The 14,572-nt window shown below is 60.5% G+C and carries 16 protein-coding genes; 9 read left to right on the top strand and 7 right to left on the bottom strand.

Going from position 1 to position 14,572, the window contains the following annotated elements; all coding sequences use genetic code 11:
• Positions 1–11 precede the first annotated feature (11 nt).
• Positions 12–710: a CoA transferase subunit A gene (locus tag ACEN8R_RS13825; protein ID WP_018928063.1), complete on the bottom strand. Its 699-nt coding sequence runs from the start codon at positions 708–710 to the stop codon at positions 12–14.
• A 148-nt stretch (positions 711–858) separates the two neighbouring features.
• Between ACEN8R_RS13825 and ACEN8R_RS13820 the strand changes: the two genes are divergently transcribed.
• Entirely contained in the window at positions 859–1,752 is an 894-nt protein-coding gene (locus ACEN8R_RS13820; RefSeq protein ID WP_018928062.1) for a LysR family transcriptional regulator, read from the top strand.
• Between the two features lie 105 nt (positions 1,753–1,857).
• On the opposite strand, the gene ACEN8R_RS13815 is transcribed toward ACEN8R_RS13820, so the two are convergent.
• Positions 1,858–2,904: a class I SAM-dependent methyltransferase gene (locus ACEN8R_RS13815; RefSeq protein WP_026286578.1), complete on the bottom strand. Its 1,047-nt coding sequence runs from the start codon at positions 2,902–2,904 to the stop codon at positions 1,858–1,860.
• Positions 2,905–3,204: 300 nt separating this feature from the next.
• On the opposite strand from ACEN8R_RS13815, the gene ACEN8R_RS13810 reads away from it, so the two are divergent.
• Entirely contained in the window at positions 3,205–4,041 is an 837-nt protein-coding gene (locus tag ACEN8R_RS13810) for an HvfB family MNIO-type RiPP peptide maturase (RefSeq protein ID WP_018928060.1), read from the top strand.
• Positions 4,034–4,792, top strand: a complete 759-nt coding sequence (locus ACEN8R_RS13805; protein WP_495624985.1) for an HvfC family RiPP maturation protein — start codon at positions 4,034–4,036, stop codon at positions 4,790–4,792. Before ACEN8R_RS13810 ends, ACEN8R_RS13805 begins: the two co-directional genes overlap by 8 nt.
• A gap of 71 nt (positions 4,793–4,863) precedes the next feature.
• On the opposite strand, the gene ACEN8R_RS13800 is transcribed toward ACEN8R_RS13805, so the two are convergent.
• Both ACEN8R_RS13800 and ACEN8R_RS13795 read right to left on the bottom strand, forming a co-directional pair.
• Positions 4,864–6,174, bottom strand: coding sequence for an ATP-binding protein (locus tag ACEN8R_RS13800; RefSeq protein ID WP_086945475.1), 1,311 nt, complete (start codon positions 6,172–6,174; stop codon positions 4,864–4,866).
• On the bottom strand, positions 6,171–6,911 hold the full coding sequence (locus ACEN8R_RS13795) for a response regulator (RefSeq protein WP_026286577.1): 741 nt from the start codon (positions 6,909–6,911) through the stop codon (positions 6,171–6,173). Before ACEN8R_RS13795 ends, ACEN8R_RS13800 begins: the two co-directional genes overlap by 4 nt.
• A 317-nt stretch (positions 6,912–7,228) precedes the next feature.
• Here ACEN8R_RS13795 and ACEN8R_RS13790 point away from each other — a divergent pair, with 317 nt between their 5' ends.
• From ACEN8R_RS13790 to ACEN8R_RS13780, 3 genes are all read left to right on the top strand, one after another.
• A complete protein-coding gene (locus tag ACEN8R_RS13790) occupies positions 7,229–7,492 on the top strand; it encodes a DUF2790 domain-containing protein (protein ID WP_019649304.1) in 264 nt (87 codons plus the stop codon).
• Positions 7,493–7,542: 50 nt separating this feature from the next.
• Entirely contained in the window at positions 7,543–7,773 is a 231-nt protein-coding gene (locus tag ACEN8R_RS13785) for a hypothetical protein (RefSeq protein WP_138867214.1), read from the top strand.
• Positions 7,774–7,861: 88 nt separating this feature from the next.
• Complete coding sequence (locus tag ACEN8R_RS13780; protein WP_086945477.1) at positions 7,862–9,070, top strand: cytochrome c biogenesis protein DipZ; 1,209 nt, start codon at positions 7,862–7,864, stop codon at positions 9,068–9,070.
• A gap of 17 nt (positions 9,071–9,087) precedes the next feature.
• Here the strand turns inward: ACEN8R_RS13780 and ACEN8R_RS13775 are convergent, their stop codons facing one another.
• Positions 9,088–9,546 (bottom strand): GNAT family N-acetyltransferase, encoded by a 459-nt coding sequence (locus ACEN8R_RS13775; protein WP_018928053.1) that lies wholly within the window; start codon positions 9,544–9,546, stop codon positions 9,088–9,090.
• Positions 9,547–9,778: 232 nt separating this feature from the next.
• Here ACEN8R_RS13775 and ACEN8R_RS13770 point away from each other — a divergent pair, with 232 nt between their 5' ends.
• Together ACEN8R_RS13770 and ACEN8R_RS13765 are read left to right on the top strand one after the other, a co-directional pair.
• On the top strand, positions 9,779–10,051 hold the full coding sequence (locus ACEN8R_RS13770; RefSeq protein WP_495624984.1) for a DUF4242 domain-containing protein: 273 nt from the start codon (positions 9,779–9,781) through the stop codon (positions 10,049–10,051).
• A 37-nt stretch (positions 10,052–10,088) separates the two neighbouring features.
• Positions 10,089–10,901 (top strand): class I SAM-dependent methyltransferase, encoded by an 813-nt coding sequence (locus ACEN8R_RS13765; RefSeq protein ID WP_018928051.1) that lies wholly within the window; start codon positions 10,089–10,091, stop codon positions 10,899–10,901.
• 195 nt (positions 10,902–11,096) lie between these two features.
• On the opposite strand, the gene ACEN8R_RS13760 is transcribed toward ACEN8R_RS13765, so the two are convergent.
• Positions 11,097–12,023, bottom strand: a complete 927-nt coding sequence (locus tag ACEN8R_RS13760; protein ID WP_019649299.1) for a universal stress protein — start codon at positions 12,021–12,023, stop codon at positions 11,097–11,099.
• A gap of 79 nt (positions 12,024–12,102) precedes the next feature.
• Positions 12,103–13,038: a LysR substrate-binding domain-containing protein gene (locus ACEN8R_RS13755; RefSeq protein WP_495624983.1), complete on the bottom strand. Its 936-nt coding sequence runs from the start codon at positions 13,036–13,038 to the stop codon at positions 12,103–12,105.
• 234 nt (positions 13,039–13,272) lie between these two features.
• On the opposite strand from ACEN8R_RS13755, the gene ACEN8R_RS13750 reads away from it, so the two are divergent.
• Entirely contained in the window at positions 13,273–14,565 is a 1,293-nt protein-coding gene (locus tag ACEN8R_RS13750; protein ID WP_495624982.1) for a dicarboxylate/amino acid:cation symporter, read from the top strand.
• Positions 14,566–14,572: the final 7 nt, after the last annotated feature.

Here is a 14,572-nt window from a genome sequence, read left to right as displayed (position 1 = left end):
GGGGCAGGGGATCACTTACGCACGGTGCGCTGTTCGATGCGCTTTTCGAACGTGCCGCAAATGACCCGGTCGACGTAGATGCCAGGGGTGTGGATCTGCGACGGGTCCAGCTCGCCGGGTTCGACGATTTCTTCGACTTCGACCACGGTGATCTTGCCGGCGGTGGCGGCCAGCGGGTTGAAGTTCTGGGCGGTGTGGCGATAGACCACGTTACCGAAATGGTCGGCTTTCCAGCCTTTGACGATGGCGAAGTCACCGGTGATGGATTCTTCCATCAGGTACTGGCGGCCCTTGAATTCGCGCACTTCCTTGCCTTCAGCGACTGGAGTGCCGACGCCGGTGGCGGTGAAGAACGCCGGGATGCCGGCGCCGCCTGCGCGCATTTTCTCGGCGAGGGTGCCTTGGGGGGTCAGGACGACTTCTATTTCGCCTTTAAGCAGTTGGTCTTCGAACAGTTTGTTCTCGCCGACGTAGGAGGCCACCACTTTGCGGATCTGCCGGTCCACCAGCAGCACGCCGAGACCGAACCCATCGACGCCGCAGTTGTTGGAGACCACGGTGAGGTCACGGGTGCCCCGGTGCTGGATCTCGGCGATGAGGTTTTCCGGAATCCCGCACAGGCCGAAGCCGCCGGAGATCACGGTCATGCCGTCTTCAAGACCGGCCATCGCTTCCTCATAGGAATACACGCGCTTGTCGAACCCTGCCATATGCACCTCTTTTATTCTTTGTGGGCGGCTGGCTAGCCGGATGGGGAGGGAGTGTCTCGCCACAGGATTTATTTGTTAAGTTGATTTTTAAGGTTGATTGATAGATAAAACTCACCAATGAGTGCGCGCTACGTTGGAGACAGTGGCCATGACCGTTAAACAGATCCGCGCCTTCCTGGCCGTGGCCCAGAGTTTGAGCTTTGCCGTGGCTTGCGAGCGATTGCACCTGTCCCAGTCGGCGTTGAGCCTGACCATCAAGGCGCTGGAGGAGGGCCTGGGTGGGCGCCTGTTCACCCGCAATACCCGCAACGTCGCTCTGACCGCCGAGGGTGAATCGCTGCTGCCATTGGCCCGTCGGTTGATTGCGGATTGGGACAATGCCGAGGATGAACTGCGCCAACGCTTCACCCTTCAGCGTGGCCGCGTGACGCTCGCGGCGATGCCATCGTTTGCCGGCAACCTGCTGCCGCCGATCCTCAAGACCTTCCGCGCGCGTTATCCCAAGGTCAACGTCACGGTGAACGACGTGATCAACGAGCAGGTGCTGGAAATGGTCCGCGACCGTCAGGTGGAATTGGGCGTGGCGTTTGAGCCGACCCAGAGTTCGTCGCTGCAATTCACCCCGTTGTACATCGACCGGTTTGTGGCGGTGGTGCCGCTTGATTCATCGCTGGCGGACCTGGGCGATATCGATTGGCAGACCTTGCTCAAGGAACCGTTCATTACCTTGCAGCGACCGTCCACGGTGCGGGTGATGCTCGAAGAGCATTTGCAAGCGCGGGGCATGAAATTGCCGGTGGAGTTTGAAAGTCATCAGTTGGCAACGGTCGGGCGGATGGTGGCCAGCGGACTGGGCGTGAGCGCGGTGCCAGCGTTGTGCGCCGGGCAGATGCGCGAGCTGGGCGCGCGTTGCATCACCCTGCGCGACCCGGTGGTGGAACGGGCGATCGGGGTACTGACGACGGGGCAAGAACTGTCGGCGGCGGCGCAGGCGTTGTTCGATATTCTCAAGGCCGAAAACCTGGGTGAGCGTCTGAGCTGATCACGGTCACCTGTTGAAATGGACCGTGGCGAGGGGCAAGCCCCCTCGCCACAAAAGCACACCCCGACAGGGTGGGTTTAGCCTGCCTGGGTGATGCGCCTGCCCTTATTTACGCGCCTCCAGAATCAGGTTGAACGGCGTTTCCGTGGCTCGCCGGAACTGGGTGAACCCCGCCTCGGTGAAGACCTTGCGCAACCGTGCCTCGCCCGCTTGGGCACCGAGCCCGAGGCCGACCTCCTGGGACAGCGAGTTGGGTGTGCAGATAAAGGTCGAGGCGGCGTAGAACAGCCGTCCCACCGGGTTGGTGTTCTCGTCAAGCGTGTCGTTGGCGAAGGGCTCAACCAGCAGCACCGTGCCGTCGGGTTTGAGCGATTCATAGGCATGCTTTGCGGCACCGACCGGGTCACCCATGTCGTGCAGGCAATCGAAATAGCAAATCAGGTCATAGTCGTCGCCCGGATAGCTCTTGGCGTTGCCCTGGAAGAACCGCGCCCGACCGGACACGCCACCTTCTTCGGCGCGCTGGGTGGCGACGGTGATCGAAGGCGCGTGGTAATCGAAACCGACGAACCGCGACTCGGGGAAAGCCTGGGCCATGATCACGGTCGAGGCGCCGTGGCCGCAGCCGATGTCTGCCACTTTCGCGCCGGCTTCCAGTTTGGCGACCACCCCGTCGAGCGCCGGCAGCCACTCGCTGACCAGATGCGCCTTGTAGCCTGGGCGGAAGAACCGCTCGGTGCCGCTGAACATGCACGGATGGTGATCGCCCCAGGGCAGGGCGCCGTTGCCGCGCATGGCGTTGACCAGTTTGTCCTTGTCATGGAAAAACGACGCAACCACCGCCATACCGCCAGCTACATAAACCGGTGAGTCTTCGATCGCCAGCGCCAGGGCTTGCTCTTCGGGCAGGCGGAACTGGCCGTCGCGGTGTTCCATGTAACCGGAGGCGGCGTGGGCGCTGAGCCATTCACGCAACAGGCGAGTGTTGCAGCCGGTCTTCTCGGCGAGTGCTTCGGGGGTGACTGGCTGACTGTCGGCCATGGCCCGGTACAGGCCGAGTTCTTCGCCGAGGATGACGTTGGCGAGCATCGCCGCGCCACCCATGTCGCTCACCAGTTTGCCCATGAAATCATTGAGTCTGGCCTCGTCCATCATGTGTGCTCCTTCAGCAGGATCACAGCCCGCAGGCATTGTTTGTCGAGGCATGCGCCTGTGGGCGGTGATCGTGGGAATGAACAGGACGATAACCGCGTCCTGGCTCCCCCCCGCGGGGGGTAATCAACAAGTCTAGTTCGTGTATCCCTCTGTATCTGGCTGCCTGTCCGATACAGTGCGCTGAGAAGAGGGGTGTTTGCGCACACAGACCCGACACACCGAGGCGCTTGACTGGGCCTGCCGGCCGGCACTGATTTTCAGGCGCTGGAGACCGGATCCCAGGATGAGATCGACACCATGCAAATTCCCCTCACATCTGCGCAGGCGACCGTCGGGCTAGGCTTGCGCCGCGGTTTGATGAAGGACCTTCAAGCAGCCTCGGCGGGCGCTTTCGACTTTCTGGAAGTCGCGCCGGAAAACTGGATTGGCATCGGCGGCGCGCATGGCGCGGCGTTTCGTGCCCTGGCCGAGTGTTATCCGTTGTCCTGTCACGGCTTGTCCTTGTCGCTGGGCGGATCGGCGCCGCTGGACGTCGGGTTTCTGTGGGAAGTGCGGGTTTTCCTCGATCACTACAAGGTGCCGCTGTACAGCGAACACCTGAGCTACTGCAGCGATGACGGGCATCTTTACGATCTGCTGCCGTTGCCGTTTACCGAGGAAGCGGTGCATCACGTCGCCGCCCGAATTCGTCAGGCACAGGACATTCTCGGTCGGCGCCTGGCGGTAGAAAACGTCTCCTACTACGCCGCGCCGCAGCAGGACATGGACGAATTGACGTTCACCAACGCAGTGCTGCGCGAAGCCGATTGCGACCTGCTGCTGGACGTCAACAATGTCTACGTCAACTCGATCAATCACGGTTCTGATCCGCAGACGTTTCTGGCGGGCATCGACACGGGGCGGGTAGTCGCGATGCATGTGGCGGGGCATTTCGACGAATCCGACACCCTGAAAATCGACACCCACGGCGCCTCGGTCAAACCGGTGGTCTGGGCATTGCTGGCCGAAGCGTATGCGCGGTTCGGCGTACAGCCGACGCTGCTTGAACGGGACTTCAATTACCCGGCGTTCTCTGAACTGGTGAGCGAGTTGCAGACCATCCGCCGACTGCAGGAGGAGGCGGACCGTGGATAAACCGACGCTGTATCAGCAGCAAGACACCTTGACTCGCTACCTGCGCGACCCCGACCACTGCGCACCGCCTGCCGGGATGGACGTGGCACGGGCGCAGGTTTATCGCGACCTGGTGTTCTCTAACCTGTCGTCGTTGCTCAGCGGCACCTTTCCGGTGTTGGTGAGAATACTGGGGGACAGTGACTGGCGTTCTCTGGTGCGAATCTTCCTGCGGGACTACCGTGCTCACACGCCAAAATTCGGCGAGATCGCCCGGGAGTTTGTCGAGTTCCTCGCATCGATGCCGCTGGCGCTGAACGATGGGCCATGGCCACCGTTCATGGTCGAGCTGGCGCATTACGAATGGGTCGAAATGGCCCTGCAACAATCCAACGCCGAGCCGCTACCCGCCAGCGATGCAGGGCTGCTGCTGGATCAACCGTTGCAGGTTTCGCCACTGGCCTGGCCGTTGGCCTATGGCTGGCCGGTGCAAAAAGTGGGGCCGGATTATCGGCCGCAAGTGCCTCCGACTCAGCCGACGTTGCTGTTGGTGCGTCGGGCTGAAGACTGGAGTGTGCGCTTCTCTGAACTGAGCCCGTTGGCGTGGCGGTTGTTGCAGCGGATCGGGGAATTTCCTCAGCTCGATGGCCGGTCGCAACTGGAAGGGCTGGCGGTGGAGGCGGGGATGGCGGGGGCGCAGGCCTTTATCGATAGTGGATTGGCGTTGTTGCGGCAGATGCATGGGGAGGGGGTAATCGGCATAGCGGCCTGACCGTACGCAATCCCCCAAACACCAATCCCCGTGGGAACGGGCAAGCCTGCTCCCACTGGGGTTGGCGGTGTTTATTGGGGCTTCGGTAACTTGAGCTCCGCACACAACCCACCATCCACGCGATTGCTCAAGGTCAGCGCCCCGCCAATCGCCAGCGCCAATTGCTGGGCAATCGCCAACCCCAACCCGGTCCCGCCGGTACTGCGGTTGCGTGAGTTTTCGACGCGGTAGAACGGCTGCATCACCTGGGCCAATTGCTCTTCGGCAATCCCCGGCCCTCGGTCCATGACCTTCACCGACAAGCTGCCGTCCGCCTTCGTTTCCACCCACAACTCAGCCGCGCCAGCGAATTTCAGCGCGTTGTCCACCAGGTTCACCAGCACTCGCCGCAAGGCATGGGGCCGGGTGTCGATCACTGCGGCGCTTTTGCCGCCCAGCTGCACGTCTTTGCCCATGTCCTGATAGTCGAACACCAGGCTGTCGAGGAACGAATCCAGATCGGTGCGGCGACTTTCCTCGGTGGCGCCATGGATGCTGCGGGCGTAGGCCACGCCTTCGCGCACCAGGTGTTCCATCTCGCCAAGGTCATTCCACAGTTTGTCTTTTTCGCTGGAGTCGTCCATGAATTCGGCACGCAGTTTCATGCGCGTGATCGGGGTTTGCAGGTCGTGGGAAATCGCCGCCAACAGTTGCATGCGCTCCTTGAGATACGCCGCGATACGCGCTTGCATCGCATTGAACGCCCTGGCGGCGTAGGCGACTTCGGTCGGGCCTTTTTCATCCAGGTGCACGGCGTGGGTGTTGGGGTCGAGGGTTTCCACCGCTTGGGCCAGACGGGTGAGCGGGCGGATGGCGATTCTCACGGCCAGCCAGGTGCAGGCGATCAGCAGCGCCAGTTGCCCCAGTAATACCGCCGGTAACCACGGGGACAAAGGCACCATCGCGGGGCGCACGTCGATCGTGACGGGGCTGCCGTCCTTCAGTTTCAGATGGGCCTGGAAGTGTTTCTTCGGGCCGGGGATGTTGGTAAAAGTCAGCGGATACTCATGGCCGATGGCGTCCTGAATCGAGGGGACTGCAATCGGCACATCGCTGGGCGCCATCGGTGTGCCGGGCGAACCTTCATTCAGCAGATAACCATAGTTGGTGCGTTCCAGGCGCTGCAGCCAGCTCGCTCGTTCGTTGGCGGGCAAGCGGTCGAGGATGGCGAGGGAGGTCGAAACGTCGGTTTCCAGATTGCCCAACATCGTATTTTTCGCACTTTCATAACGCTCGTAGTACTGCGCGCCAAAGGACAGCGCCTGGGCGAGGATCAGGCCGATCAGGAAAATCAGCGACAGCCGCGAGGCCAGCGTGCGGGGCCAGTGCAGCGCAAGGTTCATGACGGCGCACCGAGCACTTCCACCGGCAGGGAAAACACATAGCCTTCGCTGCGTACGGTCTTGATGTAGGCCGGTTCCCGGGCGTCGTCGAGCAGGCGCTGACGCAAGCGGCTGACCAGCAAATCGATGGAGCGGTCAAACAGGTCGGCGTCGCGACCTTGAGTCAGGTTGAGCAACTGGTCGCGATTGAGCACCCGCTGAGGATGATCGAGGAACACCCGCAGCAAACGGTATTCCGCGCCGCTGAGGGCGACCATGGTTCCATCCTGATCCAGCAGATGCCGGGCCGAGGTGTCCAGGCGCCAGCGACCGAACGCCAGCAGGCGACCGCTTTCGGTGATCACCAGATTCGGCGGCAGCATCCGCGTACGGCGCAGCACGGCGTTGATCCGGGCGAGCAGTTCACGGGCGGCGAACGGTTTGACCAGGTAGTCGTCGGCGCCCATTTCCAGGCCGATGATGCGGTCGGTTTCATCGTTGCGCGCGGTGAGCATCAGCACCGGCGTGGCCTTGTGTTTACCGGCACGCAGCTCGCGGCAGAGCAGCAGGCCATCGTCGCCCGGCATCATGATGTCGAGCACGATCAGGTCCACCGGCGTGGTCTCCAGAAACGCGCGCATCTGCCGTCCATCCGCCACCACGGTGGTGCGCAGGCCGTTCTTCTTCAGGTAATTGCCTACCAGTTCCCGGATCTCGCGGTCATCGTCCACGATGAGAATGTGATCGACGTGTTCCATGGTCGCCATGCCTCTTGAGTAGGAGTTTTCGCGCAGTCTACCGAGTCAAGGCTCGCTCGCCCGCAGCGGTTTGTATTGCAGTGTATCTGGCCTGTCGGCGGATACACGGGGACGCAAAAACAGCCGGTTTCAGGGGGTTTGTATCGCTGTGTATCGCCGGCCGGTGCTGATACATAGCAATTTACTCGCGCCTGTTCCAGACACAGACGGGATACCTCGCGGGCTTCTAATGGCTTCCATCGAGGCGAACCCAAACCGCCTCGGCCCCATCAACGATTTGGCAACGATTGACCCATTGAAGCCCCGAGGAAACCACCATGAATACCAAAGCCGTCTACGCCGCCTGCCTGTTTGCCGCCCTGAACATCTGCACCTTGTCGGCCCGGGCCGAAGCCAATGTCACCCCGCAAACCTACACCTATGGCACGCACCTGGACATCCAGAAAGTGCTGTCGATGAAAGAGGACGCCACGCCTTCCTGCGGGATTGTGAATGCGCGGATGACCTACCTGGATTCCCAAGGCAAAACCCAGGCCCTTGATTACCGCAAATTCGCTGACAACTGCAACGAAGACAACTGAGTCCTTTGCTCACCCGTTATCAATCCCTTTTTTGAAACAGGAATAACTCCATGAACAACGCCACCCGCTTTTTGACCGCCATCGTCTTTTCCATAGCCGGCGTCGCCGCTCATGCCAACGCGGCTGTTGAACAGAGCAGCTGTGTCAGCAGCACCTGCTTCCAACTGACGCCGCTGGTGGCTGAGGATGGTTCCAGCCGCACACCGCAGGGGCAATTGGTTGCAGAGAACGGCTCCAGCCGGACGCCACAGGGCCAGCAGTTGGAAAACCAGATGGCTTGAGGCCAGGCACTGTTCCGATGAACTCGATATTCCCAGTGTGGGAGCAGGCTCGCTCCCACATCGGACTCGTATATTCAAGGTGATCCCCATGTTTCTCATCGCATTCCTGGGCGGCATTTTGACCGTCCTCAGCCCCTGCATCCTCCCGGTCGTGCCGTTTCTGTTTGCCGGTGTTAAACGCACACGCACCTCGATCCTGCTCACCCTCGGTGGCATGGCCCTGACCTTCGCCCTGATCTCCAGCCTGGCCGTGGTCAGCAGCGATTGGGTGATACAAGCCAACAACACCGGCCGCCATGTGGCGCTGATCGTGATGGTGCTGTTTGCGCTGTCGCTGATCTCCGCGCGCATCGGCGGCTGGCTGGCGCGACCGTTCGTGTTGCTGGGCAATCGCCTCGACCCCAACACTCGCAAAATGTCCGGCCCGCTGGGCTCGGTGATGATTGGCGTCGCCACCGGTCTGCTCTGGGCTCCGTGTGCCGGGCCGATCCTCGGGGTGATCCTCACCGGCGCCATGCTGCAAGGCGCCAACGTGCAGACCAGTCTGCTGCTGGTGGCGTATGGCCTGGGCAGCGCGTTGTCACTGGGCACCTTGATCTTCGCCGGTCGCGGCCTGGTCAATCGCTTGAAACCGTCGATTCCGGTCACCGGTTGGCTGCGTCGCGGCGCCGGTGCCGGGGTGTTGGTCGCGGCGGCAGTCATCGCCACCGGAACCGATAACAGGCTGCTCGCCGGCACTTCGTCCGAAGGCGTCACGACCGTTGAACAGCAGGTGCTGGAAACCGTACCGAAAGTGGTCGATTACCTGGTCAGCAAGGTCAAGGCCGACCCGATGGACGCGGCCAAAGGTGCGATGCCGTCACTCTCCGGCGCGGTCGAATGGCTCAACTCGCCAGCGCTGAGCAACGACTCCCTGCGCGGCAAGGTGGTGCTGGTGGATTTCTGGACCTATGACTGCATCAACTGCCAGCACACCTTGCCCTACGTGAAGGACTGGGCGAAAAAATATGAAAAGGACGGCCTGGTGGTGATCGGCGTGCACACCCCGGAATACGGTTACGAACGCATCCTCGACAACGTTCGCGATCAGGTGAAAAAACTCGGTATCACCTACCCGGTGGCGATCGACAATAACTACGCGATCTGGCGCGCCTTCGACAACCAATACTGGCCGGCTCACTACCTGATCGATGCCAAGGGGCAGGTGCGTTACAGCCACTTTGGCGAGGGTCGCTACGAGACTCAGGAGCAGATGATCCGGCAGCTGTTGGAAGAGGCCAAGGCGCCTGCTGCGTAACCTTTCCAATCAATGGCTCACAGGTTGCGCACCATGAGCCATTGGTCGTTTTCCCAGGCCTGAAAACGCTCCAGCACTGTCCATCCGCGTCTGGCGTAGTAATCGCTTTGGTCCCGGGTGTGCAAATAGATCTTCGCCACGCCACGTTCCCTGGCCTGCGCGCATATCCCCTCAATCAAACGCTCCGCCAATCCTTTTCCCCTTGCTTGGGGGGTGACGAACACACAGGCCAGCCAAGGACCCAGGTCAGGCCGGTGAGCCAGGTCGGCGGCGGCCAGTGCCGCACCACCCAGCAGGCGGTCTTCATCCAGGGCGATCAAACATTGCCATGTGCCGTCGAATTGGCCGTCAGCGAATTCCCGTTGCCACTGAGGCAAGGGCTGGTCGGCGTATTCATAGTGGAATTGTTGGTGAATCCATGAAGCAAAGATGTCGCTGTGGTGCATGTGGTGAGCGAGCCAGTCCAGGCGAGGCATGGGGGAATCCTTTCAAAAGACGGTGGCCCATACGAGCTGATTCATGGCGCATCGGCAATCCCGGGGGCCGGGTGTTAATCCTGCGTTACAAACGCATGACCATGCATCGGAGACCGGTGTGTTTCGTGAGTCTGCCGGACGACCGGGCAGGACGGATACCTGTCCGGGAGCTTTAGTTTGTGGACGGGGTCACTTGCGACCCTGCCATCACGATCATGAAAGGGAGAGGGTTATGCCTAAGTTCATTATTGAACGCGAGCTTCCGGGAGCCGGCGCACTGCCACAACAGGAACTCAAAGCGATCTCGCAAAAATCCTGCGATGTGTTGCGCGGATTGGGGCCGCAAGTGCAATGGCAGCAGAGTTACGTCACGGGCGACAAGATTTACTGCGTGTACATCGCGCCGAGCGAGGAGCTCATCAGGGAGCATGCCAAACAAGGTGGTTTTCCGATCAACAGCGTTTCCCGAGTTGTGAACATCATCGATCCCACCACGGCGGAGTAAGCCGGGACGCGTTCCAACCCGCAGCGGAGCAGACTTCATGAGCACACCCATTGATCTCACCGCCCTGAAAAACCGTCAGATGACTGCGTGGGCCAGCGGCGACTACGCCGTGATCGGCACCACTTTACAGATCGTCGGCGAACAACTGGCTGAAGCCTGCGACCTGCTCTGCGATGAGCGGGTGCTGGACGTCGCTGCGGGCAACGGTAATGCCACGCTTGCCGCTGCGCGCCGGGGCTGTAAGGTCACGTCCACCGACTATGTGGCCAAGCTGCTTGAGCGTGGCGAAGACCGGGCACGGGCGGAACACCTGAACGTGACCTTTCAGGTGGCCGATGCCGAGGCACTACCTTTCGAGGATGCCAGTTTCGATGCCGTGCTCTCGACCTTTGGGGTGATGTTTACCCCGGATCAACCCAAGGCGGCTGCGGAACTGGCGCGGGTGTGTCGTCCGGGAGGTCGGATTGGCCTTGCCAACTGGACGCCCGAGGGCTTTGTCGGCCAGATGTTCAAGGTCCTGGGGCGCCACATGCCGCCACCCGTAGGGGCTCAACCACCTTCAAACTGGGGCTCCGAAGCGTGGTTGCACTCGCACTTCGATCAGCGCGACTTCGTGCTTCAGGTGACACGACGCTTATTCAACTTCCGCTATCGTTCGGCCGCCCATTTCATCGACACCTTCCGCACCTGGTATGGCCCGGTTCACAAGGCTTTTGCGACCCTGCCACCCGAAGGGTCCGCCGCCCTGGAACACGACCTGACGGAACTGCTCAAGCGCCTGAACCGAGCGGGGGAGCGGTCGCTGGTGGTGCCAAGCGAATACCTGGAGGTGGTGATCACCCGGCGCTGAGTCGAGAACACAAAATCCCCGTGTGCGCGACCCCTGTGGCGAGGGGGCTTGCCCCCGTTGGGTCGCGAAGCGGCCCCAAAAGCTTTGCGACTGCTTCGCAGCCGAACGGGGCGGTGCGGCGTTCCGACAAGCCCCCTCGCCACAGGGGTCGCGTCCACAAAGGTATGTGCACAATTTGGTATTCAGCCGTTGCAGTCACTCATCCAGTGACTCGGTGTACACCACCCACACGCTGCATGGCATTTTGTACAGCACATGCTCCACCGTGCTGCCGATCAACCGGCCCATGCCGCGATGGCCGATCCGGCCCATGACGATCACATCCACATCATGGGTCTCGGTGTAGTGGGTCAGTACCTTGGTGGGGTTGCCCATGATCATGTGCCGCTGCTCCGGCGCGATGCCGTTGCGCGCGGCCAGTTCGTTGAAGGCATTCTCCTGGAGGTCGAACAGGGTCTTGACCTGGTCCGAAGAGAAAAGCGCCGAACCGTTGTAGAAGTTGAACTCATCCGCGCTGATGGATGAAAGGTCATAGGCGTAGACCACATTGAGTTCGGCATTGCAGGCGCTCGCCAGTTTTGAGGCTTCGTGAAGGATCCGGTCGTTGAAACTGTTGTATTGATCATCGCGGTGAAACGGGTCGATCGCCGCGACGATCTTGCGCGGCAACGCGCGAGTGGCATGGCTGACGAAATGCAGCGGCACCGGGCATTCGCGCAACAAATGCACGTCGAGGGGGGTAAACACCAGCCGCGACAGCCGCGATGGATGATCCAGCGCCTTGATCAGTACGTCCATCGGCTGCTCTTTGAGGTGAATCAGGATCTCCTCCAGCGGATTCTCGACCCAGGCCACCTCGGTGGTGACGTTCACACCTATCTTGCGCAAGGGGTGGGCCTGTTCTTCAAGCCACTGGCGGTGGCGCTCGACATAGCCCAAGCGCATCTGCTCCATGGCCTTTTCGTTGACCAGGCTGGCGGTCGCCAGGCCTTCCAGATAGTCGAAGGCCACGATGTGCAGGGCCGCCCCCTCGGCCTTGGCCAGCATCGCGGCCCGGTCGAAGGCGGGGCTGTGTTCCATCAGCGGTGAGGCGACCAGCATGAAGCGCGGTTGACCAGACATGACAAACCTCCCGTGGGTAAGCGAGCAGACGGTGGTCGTTCGATACATCTCAATCCTTTGATTATTGACCATGATCAGTCTAAGGGGCGTCTGGTCGCTCGAATGGGCCTGCTCGCGATGCGACTTCAAGCGTTTTCCAAAGCTCGCGCATCGTCGGGTTCTGATTGGCGATCGAACAATACGAACGAATCTCCAGCCGGGTCTTCCATTCATCGCCGCCGGCCAGCACCAATTGCCCTCGCTCCAGCTCATCGGTCACGGCGCTCAGGGGCAGCCAGGCAACGCCGTAGCCCTCGATCGCCATTCTCATCAGCAACATGGCCATGTCCGCCTCAAAGCAACGATCAAGCACGCAAGCAGTCGGTGCATTCTTGATGACGATATCGGCCACGCGACCCAAAAAAGTGGTCGCGGTATAGGCCAGGTGCGGCACTGGCTTGGCGGCCGTCCCCGGCAGCCGATGCAACGGTTTGCCGTTATTGTCCGGCGCGCACAATGGAACGAACGAATCATGCCCCAGGGTCAAGCTGCCGAACTTCTCGGGGTCGAGCTGGATCGGGGCGAGGGGATGGTGGTAGACGATCATCAAATCGCAGCTGCCTTCCTCCAGCGCAATCACCGCATCGTGGATGTTCGCGGCCACCACGCGAGCATTAAAGGGCTCATTCTGCTGTTGAAACTGGGTGAGCCATTTAGGCAGAAAGGTCATTGAAAGACTGTGCCCGGCAGTGACCTGAATCGAGCGTCCCGGCATTCGTTCGCCTTCGCGAAGGGCCAGGCGCAATTGCAGCAACGCCGACAGCGCCTCGCGCCCCTCTTCACAGAAGCTGCGGCCCGCTTGAGTCAGCTGGACAGGATAAGTGCCGCGATCCACCAGTTCGGCGCCCACCCATTCTTCAAGTGAACGAATCCGCCGGGACAACGCGGACTGCGTGACGCAACGCACTTCCGCCGCTCGGGAAAAGTTCTTCCATTCGGCAATCGCCAGAAGATCGTCCAACCATTTGGTTTGCATGCTGGCACCTCATTGCGTCTCTGGCGAAGAGTTTACTGCGGTGCGATGGCGCCATTGAGGGAATTTCGCAAACTATTCCAAAAACGCATCAGCCTATGGTGATTACTCATCATCCGGCGTGAAGGGCGTCCTTAGAATCGGTGCCACAACCCCGCTGCCGCAGAACATCGGGGCACTTCAATCTTGTCTCCTGCCAAGTAAAAAGACCTACAAAACCACTTGAGGAAATGCACCGTGAAAAGAAACAGACTACCCCGCCAGATTGCGATGGCTATCGCCTTGGGCGTCCTTGCAGGTTGGGCCTGCCATCATTTCGCAGCGGATGAGAAAGCCGCCCGGGAGATCGCCTCCTACTTCTCGATGGTGACGGACATTTTCCTGCGGTTGATCAAGATGATCATCGCGCCTTTGGTGTTCGCCACACTGGTCGGTGGTATTGCCAGCATGGGTAATTCCCGATCCGTAGGGCGGATCGGCGCCAGGGCGATGATCTGGTTCGTGTCGGCCTCAATCATTTCGCTGTTCATTGGCATGTTGCTGGTGAATGTGTTCCAGCCTGGCGCGGGTCTGGATCTGCAGGTGACTCAAGGCGCAGCGGCGACGGCCGTTGTCAGCACGGGTGACTTCAGCCTCAAGGTATTCATCAGTCACGTGTTCCCTCGAAGCATCGCAGAAGCCATGGCCAACAATGAGATTCTGCAAATTGTAGTGTTCTCTTTGTTTTTCGGCTTTGCGCTGGCAGGCATCAAGCGCGCTGGCTATACGAAGATCACCGACAGCATTGAAGAACTGGGCAAGGTGATGTTCAAGATCACTGACTATGTCATGGCCTTTGCGCCAGTCGGTGTCTTTGCCGCCATCGCTTCGGCCATCACCACCCAAGGTCTCGGCTTGCTGGTCGATTATGGAAAACTGATTGCCGAGTTCTACCTGGGCATTGTGATTCTATGGGGTGTGTTGTTCGCTGCCGGCTACCTGTTTCTGGGGCGTTCAGTCTTTACCCTGGGCAAGTTGATCCGCGAACCCATTCTGCTGGCATTCTCGACAGCCAGTAGTGAGTCCGCCTATCCAAAAACCATGGAAGCCCTGGAGAAGTTCGGCGCACCCAAGCGGGTATCCAGCTTCGTACTGCCACTGGGGTACTCATTCAACCTCGACGGCTCGATGATGTATCAAGCCTTCGCCATTATGTTCATCGCTCAGGCCTACAACATTGATTTGAGCTTTACGCAGCAGCTGCTGATCTTGCTGACGCTGATGATTACCAGCAAGGGCATGGCGGGTGTTGCCCGGGCTTCGGTGGTGGTCGTGGCGGCGACGTTGCCCATGTTCAATCTGCCAGAGGCTGGCATTTTGCTGATCATCGGTATTGATCAGTTCCTCGATATGGCCAGGACGGCCACCAATGTGGTGGGCAACAGCATCGCAACAGCCGTGATCGCTAAATCCGAGCCTCTCGAAGAGCCGGACGACGTGCCGCAAACCGAGGTGTCCCCACTGCCTGTTCGCTCTGTAGCCACCGTCTGAGCGCTAT

The organism is Pseudomonas sp. Pseusp15, assembly GCF_059492165.1.
This window is presented reverse-complemented; position numbering and strand designations above follow the sequence as displayed.

Bases quoted from the DNA above. Each gene is read 5' to 3' on its own strand.
- ACEN8R_RS13825 (WP_018928063.1), bottom strand. From the start codon at position 710: ATGGCAGGGTTCGACAAGCGCGTGTATTCCTATGAGGAAGCGATGGCC.
- ACEN8R_RS13820 (WP_018928062.1), top strand. From the start codon at position 859: ATGACCGTTAAACAGATCCGCGCCTTCCTGGCCGTGGCCCAGAGTTTG.
- ACEN8R_RS13815 (WP_026286578.1), bottom strand. From the start codon at position 2,904: ATGGACGAGGCCAGACTCAATGATTTCATGGGCAAACTGGTGAGCGAC.
- ACEN8R_RS13810 (WP_018928060.1), top strand. From the start codon at position 3,205: ATGCAAATTCCCCTCACATCTGCGCAGGCGACCGTCGGGCTAGGCTTG.
- ACEN8R_RS13800 (WP_086945475.1), bottom strand. From the start codon at position 6,174: ATGAACCTTGCGCTGCACTGGCCCCGCACGCTGGCCTCGCGGCTGTCG.
- ACEN8R_RS13795 (WP_026286577.1), bottom strand. From the start codon at position 6,911: ATGGAACACGTCGATCACATTCTCATCGTGGACGATGACCGCGAGATC.
- ACEN8R_RS13790 (WP_019649304.1), top strand. From the start codon at position 7,229: ATGAATACCAAAGCCGTCTACGCCGCCTGCCTGTTTGCCGCCCTGAAC.
- ACEN8R_RS13785 (WP_138867214.1), top strand. From the start codon at position 7,543: ATGAACAACGCCACCCGCTTTTTGACCGCCATCGTCTTTTCCATAGCC.
- ACEN8R_RS13780 (WP_086945477.1), top strand. From the start codon at position 7,862: ATGTTTCTCATCGCATTCCTGGGCGGCATTTTGACCGTCCTCAGCCCC.
- ACEN8R_RS13775 (WP_018928053.1), bottom strand. From the start codon at position 9,546: ATGCCTCGCCTGGACTGGCTCGCTCACCACATGCACCACAGCGACATC.
- ACEN8R_RS13770 (WP_495624984.1), top strand. From the start codon at position 9,779: ATGCCTAAGTTCATTATTGAACGCGAGCTTCCGGGAGCCGGCGCACTG.
- ACEN8R_RS13765 (WP_018928051.1), top strand. From the start codon at position 10,089: ATGAGCACACCCATTGATCTCACCGCCCTGAAAAACCGTCAGATGACT.
- ACEN8R_RS13760 (WP_019649299.1), bottom strand. From the start codon at position 12,023: ATGTCTGGTCAACCGCGCTTCATGCTGGTCGCCTCACCGCTGATGGAA.
- ACEN8R_RS13755 (WP_495624983.1), bottom strand. From the start codon at position 13,038: ATGCAAACCAAATGGTTGGACGATCTTCTGGCGATTGCCGAATGGAAG.